Genomic DNA, 17,001 nt, shown 5'->3' on the forward strand with positions numbered 1-17,001 from the left:
ACAGGCGCACCGAAGTGCGCCTTTTTACTTCTTAATCTCGTTCAACCTGAGTCGCGCTCACGGAAGACAAGTAGTTCAGCAGTGCAATATCGTTTTCCACACCGAGCTTCATCATCGCAGATTTTTTCTGGCTACTGATGGTTTTGATGCTGCGGTTCAGTTTTTTGGCGATCTCAGTCACCAGGAAACCTTCGGCGAACAGACGCAGAACTTCGCTCTCTTTCGGCGACAGACGTTTGTCACCGTAACCGCCAGCGCTGATTTTCTCCAGCAGTTTAGCCACGCTTTCAGGCGTATACTTTTTGCCTTTCTGCAGGGCTGCCAGCGCTTTTGGCAGGTCGGTCGGGGCACCTTGCTTCAGTACGATCCCTTCGATATCCAGATCCAGAACGGCGCTCAGGATCGCTGGGTTATTGTTCATGGTCAGAACGATAATTGAGAGATCCGGATAGTGGCGTTTGATGTATTTAATCAACGTGATGCCATCACCGTATTTCTCGCCTGGCATGGAGAGGTCGGTGATCAGAACGTTGGCATCCAGTTTGGACAAGCTATTAATCAGTGCTGTTGAGTCTTCAAACTCACCTACAACGTTGACCCATTCAATCTGTTCCAGAGACTTACGGATACCGAACAGAACAATCGGATGGTCATCGGCAATAATTACATTCAGGTTATTCATCTTATGGGTTACCTTGCTGCAGCAGTTGGTTGACGTATGCGTCAATATCACTGGTGGTATTTATAATGGTTAAATCGTCACATACTTTTATGTGTTGTTCTAACTCTTCACAAAGCTGTTTACCTGGAACCAGATTTAGCATGGCGAACACGCCTTTCAGGCGATGTGCTGTCTGAGCAAGCGAGGGATAATCCTTCTCTGCTGCCTCAGTATACAGTCTCTTCACATCAGGCGGTACTGTCTCAGTAAACAGCTGGAAATAGCCTCCGCTCATTAACGGCGTGGCAGCCTCATCTTCACTACTTTCCTCCATCAAATCATGAGCCATTTGTTTTTCAATCAGCGCCAGCAGCGCGTCAAGCAGCGCATTACTGAGATTGAAATTGACCCGGTATTGCTGATCGTTTAACGCGTGGTGACCCATTTCGTCACCGGCTAATAACAGCGCCCAGCCATTCAGGCGGGCGGGATCGTCTGTTATCAGCACATCATGTTCCTGACCTGATAAACGTTCGTCAGACGTCAGGCAATTCGCTCCCCAGTTTTCCAACTGGCGGCAAACAATTTTGTGCACATCTTCGACGGCGATATCAACCAATGCCGTCACGCCTTCCAGCAGCTTCTCTTCCTGCTCACCTTGCAATTCTAATGCGAGCGGCAACTGGATGTTGTAGCGCGTACCGATATCGGGTTTGGCGATGATCTCAAGCTGGCCACCCATCTGCTTGCACAGCTGTTTGCAGAGGAAAAATGCCATGCCAGATGCCTGGCCATAGCGATCCTGGGTGGTTTCGCCCAGATACGGGAAATCCACATTGGCCAGTTCATCAACGCTCAGGCCCGAACCGGTATCCACCAACTGCAACAGCACCGAGTTAGGTTTGTTTTCGTTGGTCTTAATTTCCAGCGTGATTTTGCCCCACTGCGTGGTCGTCAGCGCATAGTGCATCAGCGTGGTCAGCACTTTGCGCAGCGCACGGCGATCGCCAAAGCGCATCTCATCGTTGGCCAGATGGTTATTCACCACCAGCGCCAGGCCTTTGCGTCGCATTAGCGGCAGGCTTTCCAGCGCGATTTCGTCCAGCAGCTCCTGCAAATTGAACACGCTGGCATCCGGCGACCAGTCATGGGCTTCCAGGCGATTCAGCAAGACGATGTCATCAACCAAACGCGCCAGTCCCTGACTCTCATCCAGCAGATCCAGCACGCTCTCGTCGTCGTCACGCTGGCTGAGCTGCACCAGTTGCGCCACCATGCCTTCCAGCGGGCGGTTCAGGGCATGTCCAAGGTTTTGCATCAACTGCTGGCGCATTTGATGATTACGATCCAACACCTGCTGCGCTTTTTGCAGCTTTTTATTCACCAGCAGCTCGCGATCTTGATCACGCATCATAAACAGCTGAGTGTGCGGCGATAATACGCTGCGGGCGTGGCGGATCTCATACACTTCGTTGTTGATGGTGGCCTGCAATACGCCCTGATGCTGATCGGACATATTGATGATTTTTTGCAGATTAAGATGTGGCAACAGATGTTCGGCAATCTTGTTGCTCAACAAGGTGCGGTTGGTGGCGAAATCGTACACCAGCAAACCCACCGGCAAGCTGGCGACAATCTCTTCATTCAACATCCGCAACGAATCCAGCTCGGCGCTTTGGTTCTCATTCGGACGCAGCGACTGCTGACGGAGCAAGGTAATGCCCGCAATCGAGAGCAGCAGTAACACCAGATTGATCAACAGCGGCCACATCAAATTGTGCAGCGTATCCAGCGCCAAACTGGTGAGCGGCACGCGGTAGACCAGCTGCAGCGAGGTGCTCGGCAGCGATGCTGCAATCTCCAGATTAGGATTAGCCAGCGTCACGCGGGTGCTTTCGCTGGTGGCATCATCGGTGCTGGTGCTCGAAGACTGTGTGGCATCCTGAATCAGCTGGAAGTTCTCCAGCGGCATGCTGCGTGGAATCAGATCGTTAATCGGCAGATCAAACGCCACCACCGTGGCTAAGTGGCCCGGCTGGTTGAAGGTGGTACGCAGCGTAAAGTAGTGATCGTTCTGCCAGGCAAAATGGCGCAGCGGGGAGAAGCTTTCGCGTTCATCCAGCGCATTCGCCTGCTGCAACATCTCGGCGCGGCGGCTATCCACCAGCGTATTGATGGCGCTCTCTTTGTAACGCGTTGCCATGTCTTTCAACGGCAGCGTTGAAATCATGATCAGGCTATTGTCCTGACCATTGAGGAAATACATCGACCAGGTCGGATTCTCCGCGCCCCACAGCGTATCGAGGTAATTGGACATGCGCATGGTCATATCCAGCGTGCTGCTGTCGTGGGAACCAAAAATCAGCGCTTCCGTTTTGCGACGCGTCTTCTCCAGATAGTAAACATCCGGGCGCAGGCGGGTTTCCTGCAGATTGCTATTGGGTGCCGAACCGGCGGCGCTGGTGGCAAGATTTTCATAAATCTGCCAGGTGGCGAAGCGAGAGGCATCAATGCGTTTTTGCACGGCGCGCGCCAAATCGGTCATGGCGTAGCGTTTCTCGGTTATCCAGGCGTTGACACTGTTGTGCACCATGGCACCCAGCGCCAGAAATAGCACCAGATTGAACACCACAAAGAAGCGGGTGACGTTACCAGAGGTGAGCGGAAATTTGTAAGGCAGCATAGTGTCTCAGGATCCTGCGATTAGCGCGCCACCAGGCGAGCACTGGCGGCAACGGCCAGCAGCAGTAGGGCGATCAATAAAAATGCGCCACTCAAACTGAGCCACTGGGAAATAAATCCGATTAAAGCCGGACCTGAAAGAATACCTGCATAGCCTAATGTTGTCATGGCAGAAATCGCCAGATTCGACGGCATATCGTGTTGATTCCCTGCCGCATTGAACAGCATCGGCACGGTATTGGCCAAGCCGAATCCCACCAGCAGGAAAGCCAGCAGCGCAACTTGCGGCCACGGCAGTAAAACCGCCAGCGTCATGCCTGCCGACGCAGCCAGCGCACCCGTCACCATCACCGGATAACGACCAAAACGCTGAATCACTTTATCGCCAGTCAGGCGACCTATCGTCATGGCCACCGAGAAGATGGCATAGCCCAAACCCGCGTGAGCCACGTCCATCTGCGCGCTCTGCAACAGCAGCAGGGCGCTCCAGTCAAGCACGGCACCTTCAGCCAGAAACAGGATGAAGCAGAGCAAGCCGAGGAAAGCGACCCAGCCACGTGGGATCACCAGCCAGGGTTGATCGGGCTGATGCAGGCGTTCCGTCATCAGCGTAGGCAAGCAGACCATCAGCAGCAGCACGATCAACACCATGACTACTGCGACCGCATGCAATGGCGTCAATCCACTGGCCAGCAATAAGCTGACGCTACCGGCCCCAATGATGCCTCCGAGGCTGAAGAAGCCGTGGAAACCCGACATCATCGGTTTGCGCGCGGCTTTTTCAACTTCAACCGCCTGCACATTCATGGCGACATCCAGCATGCCGAGCCCGGCACCAAAAATCATCAATGCGAGCGCCATCAGCCACATCTGGTTAAGCAGGGTCAGCAGCGGCAGGATGGCTAACACGATGAGCGTCGAGCACATCATCACCCGACGGCCACCGACACGGGCAATCAACGCACCGGTAATCGGCATCGCCACCAGCGATCCCATACCCAGGCACAACAACAGTCCACCGAGTGAGGCCCCGCTCAGCGCCAGGCGCTGGCTGGCAAACGGCACAAGGGGTGCCCACGCCGACATGCACAATCCGGCGATCAGAAAGACGATACGGGTTCCCATGTTGACACGGTGATGCAAATTGTTGTGCTGTGCGGCGTCCAGTGCAGTCATAAAAGTCGTTTTTTCATTAGTCGTCAAAGCGGCGAAGTTTAGCATTAAAGCGTGCGTCACACCGCTGTCAGAACAGTTTTGTATGCCGTAAAGGAATGCCAGAAACAGGCATATTACCGAGTTTTGACCAGGCGTGACGCTTTTCCAGAACTTTCCTGGCGTTGATTTCAGCCTGCAGGCCGTTTTGATGCGGGTAAAAGCCCCGTTTCCTTGCCGTAAAAGCAGAACCTAAGGTCAACTTCGGTAATAAATGAGCGGGGGGATTTTTCTTAAACAACTGAAATAGAGCAAACAAATATTATGATATGGCGAGCTGTTTGGACCGGTTAATATTCCAGCTTTCTTAGTTGCGGACAGAAATTAACATTATCGGATTAAGGCTAAGGATTGAACAAAAAGTGCGAAAAAGAGCTAATAATGGGAAGGGAAGATAGTGTTAATTTAACCCAATCAACTAACTTTACTTAAAATTACGCATCACTGATAAATTGCAGGCAAAAAAATGCCGGACAATCGTGTCCGGCGGGAATTAGGGTAAAACAACTCATTCGGGGTGAATGAAGGGAATAATGAAATAAATGATGATAGCGGGAGTAATTGTATGCGCTGAATGACGTTTTGTTTTATCATTCAGTGCGGCATGAAATTGCAATTTAAAACGTTGTTTTTAAATGAGTTAAAATTGGTTTATCAATGTGTGCGGTATTTTTGTTGATCTGTGCTGATTATTAGTTCCGCTATATTTACATTTAGAAATAACTATTTAATACAATGAAACACTTTTGGAAATTTAGTATCATTTTCGTGATAGATTATTGCCCCGTATAAAATAACAATGGCTTGCCGGCTGAATTTTTAATCGTTCAGTTCGCAGTGGCATAAATAAAGGCACATTAAAGAGGGTAATAAAATGAAACGTCGCGTTCTCTCCCTGATGATCCCTGCATTGCTGGTAGCAGGTTCAGCAAGCGCAGCTGAAATTTACAACAAAGATGGCAACAAATTAGACCTCTACGGTAAAGTCGACGGTCTGCACTATTTCTCTGACAACTCAGGTTCAGACGGTGATCAGTCTTACCTGCGTTTCGGCTTCAAAGGTGAAACTCAGATCTCCGACCAACTGACCGGTTACGGCCAGTGGGAATACCAGGCAGCACTGAACACCTCAGAAAGCGAAGGCACCGCCAACAGCTTTACGCGTGTGGGCTTTGCAGGTGTGAAATTCGGTGATGCCGGCTCATTCGATTACGGTCGTAACTACGGCGTAATCTATGATGTTTCAGGCTGGACTGACGTTCTGCCAGAGTTCGGTGGCGATACCTACGGCGCGGATAACTTCATGTTCCAGCGCGGTAACGGCATGGCGACCTACCGTAACACCAACTTCTTTGGCCTGGTGGATGGCTGGAACTTCGCCGTTCAGTATCAGGGCAAAAATGATAACCCAACCGAATCCACCACCGGACGTGATGTACTGGGTGAGAACGGTGACGGTTATGGCCTGAGCACCACCTATGACATCGGTTCTGGTTTCGGTATTGGTGCAGCGATGTTCCAGTCTGACCGTACTAACAACCAAAACACTGGTGCGATTCTGGGCCGTGGTGATAAAGCAGATGCCTATACAGGCGCTCTGAAATATGACGCGAACAACGTGTATCTGGCCGCGATGTACACCCGTTCTTATAACGCGACCCGCTTTGGTTCAAGCGATGCGACCTCATACGGTTATGCGGATACCGCAGACAACTGGGAATTGGTGGCACAGTACCAGTTCGACTTCGGTCTGCGTCCATCACTGGCCTTCGTCTCTTCACGCGGTAATGTGCAGAACTACGGCGACCAGAACCTGAAAAATATGTTGATGTGGGTGCGACTTACTACTTCAACAAAAACATGTCGACCTATGTTGATTACCAGATCAACCTGCTGGACGACAACAACTTCACCAATGCAGCCGGCATCAACACCGACGACATTGTAGCACTGGGCCTGGTTTATCAGTTCTAAGTTGCAGACGTTGTAGGGCGCACCACGGTGCGCCCTTCGGCGGCCTCAGTGCCGCTGCTACGGTAGCAACTGCATCAGCGCACTGCGCAATACCTCAACTCTCTCTTCTGCATCTTCCCCAATCTGCACTTGCACGATGGCACCTTCAACCAGCAACACAATCTGAGCGGTTTTCACTTGCAGTGTCGCCGGCAACCTTTCGGCGATCGCCTGTGCCATTTCCCGTTTGTGCTGTCGGATCAGCGCAGTCGCTTCCGGTAACGTATCGCCTAATTCTGCGGCCGTATTGATAAATGCACAGCCACGATAATCAGCATCGTTAAACCAACTGAGCAACGTTGCAGGCAGGGCAGCGGTCAGATCATCGGACTGTTGCAATCCAGCGCGAAAAGCGGCCATCCAGCGCTGATGACGCGCTTGCAGAAATGCCAGAATGAGCACATTTTTCGCCGGGAAGTGGCGATAAAAGGTCACTTTAGTCACCCCCGCGGCGGCAATCACCTTATCCACACCGGTGGCGCGAATCCCCTGTTGGTAAAACAGCTGCTGTGCGCAGAGCAGAATACGATCGCGCGCGGCGGCACTGGCATCGAAGACCAGAGGTTCAAGCATCAGTAAATTCCTGTCATTTAAGGTAGACAGGATTGTCTACATCCGGCAGGATGAATCAAGTAGACAGACCTGTCTACATGCAATGGAGAATCATTATGTTGGTGCCCCCTTTTAATCAACAGACGGCTTTAGAGAAAGTGCGCATGGCGGAAGATGCCTGGAATAGCTGTGATGCGCTGCGTGTGTCTCAGGTGTACAGCGAGGATACGCGTTGGCGCAACCGCAGCGAATTCGTTAACGGTCGTGCTGATGTCGTGACATTTTTACAACGCAAGTGGGTGAAAGAGTTGGATTATCGCCTGATTAAAGAGCTTTGGGCGTGGCATGAAGACAAGCTGGCAGTGCGTTTTGCCTATGAATGGCATGATGACAGCGGCAATTGGTTTCGCAGCTATGGCAATGAAAACTGGCAGTTTGGGGCGGATGGCTTGATGGTGCAGCGTTTCGCTTGTATCAACGACTTGCCGATAACCGCGCCACAACGCCTGTTTCACTGGCCTGCGGGAAGACGCCCGGATGACCATCCGGGCCTTAGCGATTTGGGGCTGTAACCTTTTACTGCACTGGGCGCCATTTTTTGGCTTTAGGTGCCGGCGCCAGCGACGTGTTTGTCGTTGGCGCGCTACCTTCCATTGCTACGCCCGCCAGCGTAAACGCGGAGAAGCGCAGCCAATGCTGCCAGGTTTGTGTTTTCGTCTTTTCCATTCTGCACCTCGCTCATGTTCAACTCAGAGTAAACAGTGCAGAATTCATGCCAGTTCACCGCTCTCAGCGCCACGCGCCTTTAGCGGCATTTGTTACACTGCGCCAGCGCTGAAGCGGTGCAGGGTGACATTTCCATGGTGCAGAAATTTAACGTCTGCGCGAGGGATAGTGCTGAATCAGGCGATGGCGATAATGCTGCCAGCCGCGGAAGCTACCGAAGATAAACAGAACGGCGGATACAGCAAGAATCATAAAAATCATCTGTCGCTCCTGTGCGGTTATTGTGCTGGAACGCATCATCCTGAGACAGCCATGGATGATCTTCAAGCGGCTTTAGCCTGTTTTACAAGCGGTTTATGCTTTGAAATGAGATGAATTATGGCGTTACAGTTGAGGACGAGATGAGCGTTAAGAATATTCTGCTAATTGGCCTGTTAGCTTTCGGCTTAAGCGGTTGCGATCAACCCACGCCCCAATCCGCGCTGGTGCTGGAAGGTAAAACCATGGGCACGGTGTGGCGCGTTAGTCTTGCCGGCGTTGATCCGCAACGTAAAGCCGCCTTACAACAGAGCATTCAGCAGCAGCTTGATCAAGATGATCATGAACTCTCCACCTGGAAAAAGGATTCGGTGCTGTCGCGCTTCAACCAATATCAAGGCACTCAGCCGCAACCGGTGAGTGCTGATATGGCGGATATTGTGGTGGAAGCATTACGCATCGGGAAAAAAACCGGCGGGGCGATGGATATTACCGTCGGACCGCTGGTCAATCTATGGGGTTTTGGGCCCACTAAACAGCCCGCGCATACGCCGGATGAGGCGCAGATTGCGGCGGCGAAAGCGCAGACCGGTTTACAACACCTGCAGGTGATTCAGCGGGCGGACGGACAGTGGCTGCAAAAAGATCTGCCTGCGCTGAATGTTGATCTTTCCACCATGGGGGAAGGTTATGCCACCGATCATCTGGCGCGGCTGATGGAGCAGCAGGGGATAACGGATTATCTGGTGTCGGTGGGGGGTGCGGTGTTGAGTCGCGGCCTGAATGCCAGCCATCAGCCGTGGCGCGTCGCCATCCAAAAGCCCACTGACAGTGAGAACGCTGTCGAAGCGCGCGTGGACTTACAGGGGCACGGCATCAGCACATCCGGCAGTTATCGTAACTATTATGAACTGGACGGCAAGCGCATCTCGCACGTGATCGATCCCGCGACCGGGCGTCCTATCGAACATCAGCTGGTTTCGGCTACGGTGATCGCCACTACCGCCTTAGAGGCCGATGGCTGGGACACCGGTTTAATGGTGCTAGGCAGCGAGCGGGCACAGGCGTTAGCACTGAAGGAGCATTTGGCAGTCTATCTGATCAGCAAACAGGGTGATGGCTTTACGCACTGGATGTCGCCCCAATTCAAATCATTCCTGATCGATCAGGAAAGCAAATAACGGCAGGAGGCGAAGATGCTGGATCTGTTTAGTGATGAAGCGCCATGGCAGGAACCGTTAGCGGAAGGGGCGGTGATCTTACGCCGCCGGGCTCGTGACGACGCGGATGCGCTACTGGCGGCGATTCATGAGATTGCCGCGCAGAATCCGTTTGCCCATCGCATTACGCCGGGCGGGCATCGCATGTCGGTGGCGATGACCAACTGTGGTGATTTAGGCTGGTCGACGGATTCACGCGGCTACCAATACACGGAACAGGATAACGCCAGTGGGCACAAATGGCCGCCGATGCCGGCGCTATTCCGCACTTTGGCGCAGCATACCGCTCAGGAAGCAGGATTTTCCGGCTTTAACCCGGATGCTTGCTTAATCAACCGCTACGAACCCGGCGCCAAACTGACGCTGCATCAGGATAGAGATGAGAAGGATCTGCGTCAGCCGATTGTTTCAGTGTCCTTAGGGTTGCCAGCGGTGTTCCAGTTTGGTGGTTTCGACCGCGCAGATGCCACGCAACGCGTGCTGCTGGAACACGGTGATATCGTGGTGTGGGGCGGCCCGTCACGGCTGCGTTATCACGGCATTCTGCCGCTCAAACCGGGTATCCATCCCGATGCCGGTGCCTTCCGTTACAACCTTACTTTCCGCCGCGCCCACTAACGGCGCGGTGAATGAGAATTAATCTTGCTATCGTCCAGTGCGCCATTAAACTGCAGGCTGCTTGGTTGACCTTCGGAATCTGTTAATGGCATTGCTGCATGTGGTGTATCGCCAGTATCGCTGGCCTTTTATTGGCGTCATTCTTCTTACATTGTTAAGTGCCGCGCTCGGTATCGGCTTGATTGCCTACATTAATAACGAGCTGATCGTTGCGGTTAACACCTCCATTTCCGTGCTGCCTGGTTTTCTCGGCCAACTCTTCCTTCTGATGGCCGTGACGCTGGGATCGCAGCTGGCCCTGACCCAGCTTGGACACCATTTTGTCTGGCGTCTGCGTGGCGAGTTCATCAAACGTATTCTCGACACGCGCGTCGAACGCATCGAACAGATCGGCAACGCGCAGCTTTTGGCTGGCCTCACCAGCGATGTCCGCGCCATTACCATCGCGTTTGTCCGGCTACCGGAACTGATTCAGGGCATCATCATTACCCTGGGTTCCGCGCTCTATTTGGCCTGGCTGTCACCGAAAATGCTGCTGATAACCTCGCTGTGGTTGGTGGTCACGCTGGTTGGTGGCTGGCTGCTGGTCTCACGCGTGTATCAGCACATGGCGAAACTGCGTGAAGTTGAAGATGATCTTTACCGCGATTTCCAGACCATTATTGAAGGGCGCAAAGAGTTGCAGCTGAACCGTGAGCGCGCCCAGCAGATTTACGACAACGTGTATCAGGAAAACGCCAAAAGCTATCGCCACCACATCGTCCGCGCCGATACCTTCCACCTCAGCGCGGTTAACTGGTCAAATATCATGATGCTGGGTGCCATTGGCATCGTGTTCTTTATGGCGAATGGGCTGGGCTGGGCGAACACGGCGGTGGCGGCGACTTACTCATTGACGCTGCTGTTTTTGCGCACGCCACTGCTGGCTGCAGTGGGTGCGCTGCCCACGTTGCTGAGTGCTCAGGTGGCGTTCCGCAAGATTAATACCTTTGATCTTGCGCCTTACGATGCGCAGTTCAAAGCGCTGCCGCAGGTGAGTGATTGGCAAACGCTGGAGCTGCGGGATGTCTGTTTCCACTATGGTGAGCACGGTTTCCAGGTCGGTCCTATAAACATGACGCTACGTCGCGGCGAGCTGGTGTTTTTGATTGGGGGCAACGGCAGCGGCAAATCCACGTTGGCGATGCTGCTCACTGGCCTGTATCAGCCGCAGTCCGGCAGCTTGCTGCTGGATGGCAAAGTGGTCGACTGGCATAACCTCGATGCTTATCGTAAACATTTCTCGGCGGTGTTTACCGATGTGCACTTATTTGACCGCCTGATCGCGCACGGCGGCCAGCCCGCAAATCCTGCGTTAGTGCAGCAGTGGCTGGAACGCTTAAAGATGCAGGATAAATTGAAATTGCAGGGCAACAAGGTATTGAATCTGCAACTGTCCAAAGGCCAGAGCAAGCGACTGGCGCTGCTGCTGGCAGCGGCCGAGGAGCGCGATATCCTGCTGCTGGATGAGTGGGCGGCCGATCAGGATCCACATTTCCGTCGCATCTTCTATCGCGAATTGCTGCCGTGGCTACAGGAGTCGGGTAAAACCGTGTTTGCCATTAGCCACGATGATCACTACTTCCTGCATGCCGATCGATTACTGGAGATGCGCGAAGGCCAGCTCAGTGAATTGACCGGCAATGAACGTGAGATGGCAACGCTGGATGCGGTGAAACGCACCGATACCGGTCATTAACGTCAGGCGGGAAAGCTTAGCGAAAACCCTTATTGGGCAAAGTGTTGGCAGGCAGGTAAGGTGGATTTCAACAGAGATTCCTCGTCTCTGTCTCCCTGGAACACTTCCGTCGTCTTGTGTTGTCACCGGCTCGGGCTATTTCTGAGCCGGTTTTTATTGGCCGGGAAACGGGTGAGCAATCAGCGTGATCACGCGTTGATCCTGCAGCCAGAAATGTGCCTGCAGATGCGTGTTGATATTGAAGTCGCGCGAAAAATCCTGCGTCAGTTTAAGAGTGGCGCAGCCGCGTAACCCATCCACCGCCAGTAATTCCGCATGCAAAAAATCCATCGGCTGATGCAACTGTGGCCATAGCGCTTTATACAAACTCTCTTTTAACGAAAACAGCAGCGTGGCGGCGGATGCGAAGGGCAATGCTGTGGCGTGTAACCGCTGACGTTCGGCAGCGCTCATCAACATCTCTGCAGTTTCCTCTGCGGTGCTTTCTGCCATCACTTGCTCGACGTCAACCCCGATGCACAAAGGCTGCTGCGTTGCTGCGATCACCGCAATCTGTTGTGAATGCGACAGTGAAGCTTGAATACCTGCAGGCCACAGGGGAGAGCGATCGGGAGCATTACGCAGCACAAAATCAGGCATATCAAAGCGCATCAGCATCTGTTGCGCCAGCCAGCGGCTGGCCAAATGCTCGGCTTTGCGCTTGGTCACTGCGTTGTGTAACGCTGATGGCAGTGGGAGTTGCCATTGCTGATGCAGATCGCTGTGCCAGTTTTGCTGATTGAATGCGCACCAGGCAATAGGGAGCGGAGACGACGCGATCGCCGCAGCGGTGATAAAGGTTGAGGGGGGCAAGACAAGTGGGATTTCAGAAGCAAACATTAAGCATCACGGCCGAGGGTAAAACGCTAGTTTTACCAGTCAGCCGCGAGGAGAGCAAGCCAAAGGGGCTCACCCATGCTTAACGGTTTGGCGGAATAGACATGCCTTTAATCTGCACGATAAAGTGCTCATTGCCTTTGGTGATGCGCGCGCCGCGGTCGCACCAGCGCGAAGCCAGGCGGAAGAAATCGTCGCTGCCGATATCGTAAGCCAGTTCCACTTTATTGATACCTGAGTGCAGGAGTTCTTCCGCATCCTGCAGGTTTTTTGCTTTGATGACCATAATAGTTGTCCATCGAAAAACAGGAAGGATTAGAGTAATTAAACTGTATGACAGTTTTGTTTCAATTTGGTGAAATGCTGTCATATTTGACTAAAAATGTGATCCCGCTCCGCTTTAATTGCTTTCGGTAACTGACTGAAATTTTGTCAGAAAACCTTTCAGCGTGGGTCATTTTCCGCTAAGAGTGAAAAGGTTAACCAAGGAGGACACCATGCAAATACCCCATCTGGAGACCCCCCCGTTTGCTGCTTCAGCCGCTGCAAAGTGAAGATGCGATACAGGTGCAGCAGGTTTTCCCACGCTGGGAAATTGTGCGCCATCTGATCGGTTCCGTACCCTGGCCTTATCCTGATGAGGGTGCTCGCCAGTATATCGAGGGCATGGCGCTGCCCGCGATGAGAGCAGGGCAGGCATGGCACTGGAGTCTTCGCCACCGATCTGATCCTGACACCTTGATTGGCATGATCTCGTTGCGTTTGGGTGCTGAAGATAGCCGTGGCTTCTGGCTGGTGCCTGAATGGCAGAAACAGGGATTGATGAGTGAAGCCTGTGCTGCGGTCACTGAATTTTGGTTCCTCGACCTCGAACAACCGCGTCTGCGCGTGCCAAAGGCGATGGATAACCTGGCTTCTCGGCGCATTTCAGAACGCACCGGCATGCGTTTAGTCGAGACCTATCGCAAAACTTTTGTGGAGGGCGAACTGCCGGCGGGAACCTGGGAGCTGACGCGTGAAGAGTGGCTGGCGCAGCGTGATAAAGGCTAGCGACCTTAAGAAAAGCAAAAAAGCAGCCATAGAGGCTGCTTTTTTTGGGATTTTGGTCGGCACGAGAGGATTTGAACCTCCGACCCCGGACACCCCATGACCGTGCGCTACCAGGCTGCGCTACGTGCCGAACGTGGAAAAGTAGTCTACTGGTTCCGCTCGGGATTGCAATATGCGCAGGTTTTAACTGCCTCATTATTAATCAGTTTGCGGTAAAGCGCTTTTCTTCCGTCAGCACCTGCAGCAGCAATGCCAGCTGCGGCTTATGGTCCTTGAGCTTATTCCCTTGCGCATCGTAGGCGCTGTAACTGCCGTTATTGTTTAACACCAGCGTCACCGTTGGCGTCGTCACCACTAGCTTGCCATCCTCGCTGCTCGCGACCCAATTGTGACTGCGCTGGGCAGCAAACAGATCTTCACCTTGCGAATAGTTGGCTGGATTGGTGCGGGTATGCAGCAGGCGCTGCATCAACGTGGTCATCACATCCTGCTGGTCGGTCAAACGATCGATGGTCTGCGCTGGCGTGTTGGGCCAGTGCACCACTAACGGCACCTGAAGCGTGGCGCGATTACCTGGATTGTCGTCATTATCCAGCGTGACGGCGCGCTGGGCCGTAATCACCACCACGGTATTCTTCAATAAATCGCGCTGTTGCAGGCTTTGCAGCACCGCCGCGATTTGCTCATCAACAGCAGAGGCCTGACGCAGATAGCTGCGCTGGCGCACTTTCGTGCTGTCACCATTTACCGTCACACCGTCGAGCGCGATCCAGGAGAACCATGGCGCGCTGTCAGATTTCTGACCGTTCAACCAGTTCTGCCACTGATTCACCGTGGTGCTGTTGGGCTGAGTTTGCGCCTCTGGCAGACTGTAATCGGCTAACAGCGCCTGACGGTACAGCGCCTGGCTGAAACCATCCGAGGAGAACAGGCCAAACTGATAACCTTGTGCATTCAGAGCGTTCAGCAGCGCAGAAGGCATACGGGCGGAGAGCACGCCATCCATATAGCTGGAAGAGATGCCGTAGAACAGGCCAAACACGCCTTTTTCCGGCTGAACACCGGCGCTAAAGTGATGCGTAAAGCGCACGTTATCGCTGGCAAACTGATTCAACGACGGCAGCGCTTTATCAAGGTTGTCATTACTTAAACCATCAACGGTCAACAGCAACAGGTTATGGCGTGTGCCACCGTCGCGGAAGGTAATGTCACTCAGCGGATACTGCACGGAAAGCGCTTCGGGATCGCCCTGTTGTACCAGACGACGCTGATATTCCTGTGCATCTAACAAGCCGTGGCGTTCAAGGAAGCGTCGCGCGGTCATCGGATAGGAGAGCGGTAAATTCGCGCGCTGCATGGTAATCGGGCGATAGAAATTGGCATCCGCCCAGATGTACATCAGGTGACTGGCAAAGAAGGCGCTGATAAATAGCGCGGCCAATGGCTTACCGAACGAACGCCGATTCAGGCTGCGCAGTTTCTGCCAGCTCCAGGTGGCAAACAGCATCTCCACCAGGAAAATCAACGGCACGCTGATAAACATCAGCTGCCAGTCGCGCGCCATCTCGCTTTGATCGGGGTTGATCACCAACTCCCACACCACCGGATTAAGGTGGAGATGGAAACGGTTGAACACCGCGCTGTCGACCATTATCAGCGTCAGGCCGGTGGTGGCGATAATCGCCGACAGCACCCTCAGCAATCGCTGAGACATCACCACAAAGGTGAGCGGGAAAATCACCAGCAGATAGCCAGCGAACACGATAAAGCTGAAATGGCCTATCCAACTGGTATAGGCATAAATACGGCCCGCCAGGGATGCGGGCCAGTCGGCGACCAACAGGTAGCGGCTGCCTAAAATCAGCGCGAAGATGATGTTAAACAGGGCAAACCAGTGCCCCCAGCTGATCATCTGGGAGACTTTTTCGCGGTAGCGCTGCCGGTTGGTTACCATATTTATGAGGTCAGATCTGCAATTTAGTGGGCGTTGTCATCGCGAACGGAAGACTGCAACGCTTCCGCGAAAGATTTCGCCAGGCTGCGGCGCTGGGCCGGCGAGACACTGGTGTTGATCAAGTTAGTTACCATGTTACCTAACACCATAAGGGAAAGGTCGGTTGGCGCTTTATCTTTTTCAAGAATCTGCGCCATCTGCGCGAGAAGCTTCTCTACGCGCTCGTCGCTATAACGGGATGATTGTGGCATATCGTCGACTAATCAAGTGTGAAAAGGCGATATATTACCGTAACAACGCAGTTTTTTCCGCAATTTTATCGCAAGTAGAACGATCAGTTTGTGCGTGCAGTTGAAAGCGGCCGCAGGCGGTGTTTGAATACGCGCCTGTGCTTATAGGAGAATCGACCATGAGTCTGGATATTGACCAGATTGCCCTGCATCAGTTAGTTAAACGTGATGAAAACCAGCTTGAGCTGGTCCTGCGCGACACGTTATTGCCTGCCAACCGTGCGGTGGTGGAGATGGCGGAAGAGCTACATCGGGTTTACAGCGCCAAAAGTAAGGCTTATGGCCTGTTTAATGAAGACAGCGAATTGGCTGATGCGCTGCGCAATTGTCGCAAAGGGCAAGACGATTTCCTCGCCTTTAGCCGTGCTGCAACCGGCCGCCTGCGTGATGAGCTGGGTAAATACCCGTTTGCCGAAAGCGGCGTGGTGTTGTTCCTGCATTATCGTTATCTGGCGGTAGAGTATCTGCTGGTGGCGATGCTGAGCAGCCAGTCCAGCATGCTGGTCAATGAACAGTTGGATATCAGCAGTACCCATTATCTGGATATCAATCACGCCGATATTGTGGCGCGTATTGATCTCACAGAATGGGAAACCAATCCTGAATCCACCCGTTATCTCACCTTCCTGCGCGGTCGCGTGGGGCGTAAAGTCGCCGACTTCTTCATGGATTTCCTCGGTGCCAGCGTCGGTCTCGACACCAAAGCGCAGAACCGAGGCTTATTGCAGGCGGTTGATGACTATTGCGCTGAGTCGAATCTGGATAAAAACGAGCGTCAGAATTATCGTCAGCAGGTCTATAGCTACTGCAACGATCAATTAAAGGCCGGTGAAGAGATTGCGCTGGAGGATCTCTCCAGTGAGTTACCGCCACTGAGCGAAAAAACCTTCCAGGCGTTTACTCAGGAGCAGGGTTACGAGCTGGAAGAACATTTTCCTGCCGATCGCAGCACGCTCCGCCAGTTAACCAAATTTGCTGGCAGCGGTGGAGGCTTGACCCTGAATTTTGATGCCATGCTGCTGGGCGAACGTATCTTCTGGGATCCGGCAACGGACACGTTAACGATCAAAGGCACGCCGCCTAATTTGCGCGATCAGCTGCAGCGCCGTACTGGCGGTAACTGATTTTCAGCCAAAAAAAAACGCCGCTAA

Annotated in this window: 15 protein-coding genes, 1 tRNA gene and 1 pseudogene; 7 read left to right on the forward strand and 10 right to left on the reverse strand. The window is 53.1% G+C overall.

Annotated elements, in window-relative coordinates; genetic code table 11:
* Positions 1–31: 31 nt before the first annotated feature.
* Genes rcsB through HA45_RS23620 form a run of 3 tightly spaced genes read right to left on the reverse strand, consistent with a single transcriptional unit; the run spans position 32 to position 4,519 of the window.
* Positions 32–682 carry a response regulator transcription factor RcsB gene (gene rcsB, locus HA45_RS23610; RefSeq protein ID WP_034825012.1) on the reverse strand — a complete coding sequence of 217 codons (651 nt, stop codon included), beginning with the start codon at positions 680–682 and terminating at the stop codon, positions 32–34.
* A gap of 1 nt (position 683) precedes the next feature.
* Positions 684–3,341 carry a phosphotransferase RcsD gene (gene rcsD / locus HA45_RS23615; RefSeq protein WP_100701365.1) on the reverse strand — a complete coding sequence of 886 codons (2,658 nt, stop codon included), beginning with the start codon at positions 3,339–3,341 and terminating at the stop codon, positions 684–686.
* Between the two features lie 23 nt (positions 3,342–3,364).
* Complete coding sequence (locus HA45_RS23620) at positions 3,365–4,519, reverse strand: MFS transporter (RefSeq protein ID WP_100701083.1); 1,155 nt, start codon at positions 4,517–4,519, stop codon at positions 3,365–3,367.
* Between the two features lie 910 nt (positions 4,520–5,429).
* Between HA45_RS23620 and ompC the strand changes: the two are divergent.
* A pseudogene (gene ompC / locus HA45_RS23625) lies at positions 5,430–6,529 on the forward strand (porin OmpC).
* Positions 6,530–6,586: 57 nt separating this feature from the next.
* Here ompC and HA45_RS23630 read toward each other — a convergent pair.
* Entirely contained in the window at positions 6,587–7,141 is a 555-nt protein-coding gene (locus HA45_RS23630; protein WP_100701081.1) for a TetR/AcrR family transcriptional regulator, read from the reverse strand.
* A gap of 95 nt (positions 7,142–7,236) precedes the next feature.
* Here HA45_RS23630 and HA45_RS23635 point away from each other — a divergent pair, with 95 nt between their 5' ends.
* Complete coding sequence (locus tag HA45_RS23635; protein WP_100701080.1) at positions 7,237–7,692, forward strand: nuclear transport factor 2 family protein; 456 nt, start codon at positions 7,237–7,239, stop codon at positions 7,690–7,692.
* A gap of 4 nt (positions 7,693–7,696) precedes the next feature.
* On the opposite strand, the gene HA45_RS27545 is transcribed toward HA45_RS23635, so the two are convergent.
* Positions 7,697–7,846, reverse strand: coding sequence for a hypothetical protein (locus HA45_RS27545; RefSeq protein ID WP_167390563.1), 150 nt, complete (start codon positions 7,844–7,846; stop codon positions 7,697–7,699).
* A 401-nt stretch (positions 7,847–8,247) separates the two neighbouring features.
* On the opposite strand from HA45_RS27545, the gene apbE reads away from it, so the two are divergent.
* The 3 genes from apbE (at position 8,248) to HA45_RS23650 (ending at position 11,680) form a co-directional block, all read left to right on the forward strand.
* Complete coding sequence (apbE, locus tag HA45_RS23640) at positions 8,248–9,285, forward strand: FAD:protein FMN transferase ApbE (RefSeq protein ID WP_100701079.1); 1,038 nt, start codon at positions 8,248–8,250, stop codon at positions 9,283–9,285.
* Positions 9,286–9,300: 15 nt separating this feature from the next.
* The gene (gene alkB, locus HA45_RS23645; protein ID WP_100701078.1) at positions 9,301–9,942 is read left to right on the forward strand and encodes a DNA oxidative demethylase AlkB; all 642 of its coding nucleotides are present in this window, start codon (positions 9,301–9,303) and stop codon (positions 9,940–9,942) included.
* A gap of 85 nt (positions 9,943–10,027) precedes the next feature.
* On the forward strand, positions 10,028–11,680 hold the full coding sequence (locus tag HA45_RS23650) for a multidrug ABC transporter permease/ATP-binding protein (RefSeq protein ID WP_100701077.1): 1,653 nt from the start codon (positions 10,028–10,030) through the stop codon (positions 11,678–11,680).
* A 153-nt stretch (positions 11,681–11,833) separates the two neighbouring features.
* On the opposite strand, the gene HA45_RS23655 is transcribed toward HA45_RS23650, so the two are convergent.
* A complete protein-coding gene (locus HA45_RS23655) occupies positions 11,834–12,559 on the reverse strand; it encodes a 4'-phosphopantetheinyl transferase family protein (protein WP_100701076.1) in 726 nt (241 codons plus the stop codon).
* A 79-nt stretch (positions 12,560–12,638) separates the two neighbouring features.
* Entirely contained in the window at positions 12,639–12,842 is a 204-nt protein-coding gene (locus HA45_RS23660) for a hypothetical protein (RefSeq protein ID WP_100701075.1), read from the reverse strand.
* 242 nt (positions 12,843–13,084) lie between these two features.
* Here HA45_RS23660 and HA45_RS23665 point away from each other — a divergent pair, with 242 nt between their 5' ends.
* On the forward strand, positions 13,085–13,606 hold the full coding sequence (locus tag HA45_RS23665; RefSeq protein ID WP_244563531.1) for a GNAT family N-acetyltransferase: 522 nt from the start codon (positions 13,085–13,087) through the stop codon (positions 13,604–13,606).
* A 53-nt stretch (positions 13,607–13,659) separates the two neighbouring features.
* On the opposite strand, the gene HA45_RS23670 is transcribed toward HA45_RS23665, so the two are convergent.
* The 3 genes from HA45_RS23670 to HA45_RS23680 all read right to left on the reverse strand — a co-directional run bounded on the left by HA45_RS23670 (position 13,660) and on the right by HA45_RS23680 (position 15,811).
* Positions 13,660–13,736 (reverse strand) — tRNA-Pro (locus tag HA45_RS23670).
* 72 nt (positions 13,737–13,808) lie between these two features.
* On the reverse strand, positions 13,809–15,560 hold the full coding sequence (yejM, locus tag HA45_RS23675; RefSeq protein WP_100701073.1) for an LPS biosynthesis-modulating metalloenzyme YejM: 1,752 nt from the start codon (positions 15,558–15,560) through the stop codon (positions 13,809–13,811).
* A gap of 23 nt (positions 15,561–15,583) precedes the next feature.
* Positions 15,584–15,811 (reverse strand): YejL family protein, encoded by a 228-nt coding sequence (locus HA45_RS23680; protein ID WP_034824987.1) that lies wholly within the window; start codon positions 15,809–15,811, stop codon positions 15,584–15,586.
* 158 nt (positions 15,812–15,969) lie between these two features.
* On the opposite strand from HA45_RS23680, the gene yejK reads away from it, so the two are divergent.
* Positions 15,970–16,974: a nucleoid-associated protein YejK gene (gene yejK / locus HA45_RS23685; RefSeq protein ID WP_100701072.1), complete on the forward strand. Its 1,005-nt coding sequence runs from the start codon at positions 15,970–15,972 to the stop codon at positions 16,972–16,974.
* Positions 16,975–17,001: the final 27 nt, after the last annotated feature.

The organism is Pantoea rodasii, assembly GCF_002095465.1.
Classification (GTDB): Bacteria; Pseudomonadota; Gammaproteobacteria; order Enterobacterales; family Enterobacteriaceae; genus Pantoea; species Pantoea rodasii.

What these genes read in the sequence shown, in the direction of transcription:
- rcsB (WP_034825012.1), bottom strand. Translation starts at nt 682, where the DNA reads ATGAATAACCTGAATGTAATTATTGCCGATGACCATCCGATTGTTCTG.
- HA45_RS23620 (WP_100701083.1), bottom strand. Translation starts at nt 4,519, where the DNA reads ATGACTGCACTGGACGCCGCACAGCACAACAATTTGCATCACCGTGTC.
- HA45_RS23630 (WP_100701081.1), bottom strand. Translation starts at nt 7,141, where the DNA reads ATGCTTGAACCTCTGGTCTTCGATGCCAGTGCCGCCGCGCGCGATCGT.
- HA45_RS23635 (WP_100701080.1), top strand. Translation starts at nt 7,237, where the DNA reads ATGTTGGTGCCCCCTTTTAATCAACAGACGGCTTTAGAGAAAGTGCGC.
- HA45_RS27545 (WP_167390563.1), bottom strand. Translation starts at nt 7,846, where the DNA reads ATGGAAAAGACGAAAACACAAACCTGGCAGCATTGGCTGCGCTTCTCC.
- apbE (WP_100701079.1), top strand. Translation starts at nt 8,248, where the DNA reads ATGAGCGTTAAGAATATTCTGCTAATTGGCCTGTTAGCTTTCGGCTTA.
- alkB (WP_100701078.1), top strand. Translation starts at nt 9,301, where the DNA reads ATGCTGGATCTGTTTAGTGATGAAGCGCCATGGCAGGAACCGTTAGCG.
- HA45_RS23650 (WP_100701077.1), top strand. Translation starts at nt 10,028, where the DNA reads ATGGCATTGCTGCATGTGGTGTATCGCCAGTATCGCTGGCCTTTTATT.
- HA45_RS23655 (WP_100701076.1), bottom strand. Translation starts at nt 12,559, where the DNA reads ATGTTTGCTTCTGAAATCCCACTTGTCTTGCCCCCCTCAACCTTTATC.
- HA45_RS23660 (WP_100701075.1), bottom strand. Translation starts at nt 12,842, where the DNA reads ATGGTCATCAAAGCAAAAAACCTGCAGGATGCGGAAGAACTCCTGCAC.
- yejM (WP_100701073.1), bottom strand. Translation starts at nt 15,560, where the DNA reads ATGGTAACCAACCGGCAGCGCTACCGCGAAAAAGTCTCCCAGATGATC.
- HA45_RS23680 (WP_034824987.1), bottom strand. Translation starts at nt 15,811, where the DNA reads ATGCCACAATCATCCCGTTATAGCGACGAGCGCGTAGAGAAGCTTCTC.
- yejK (WP_100701072.1), top strand. Translation starts at nt 15,970, where the DNA reads ATGAGTCTGGATATTGACCAGATTGCCCTGCATCAGTTAGTTAAACGT.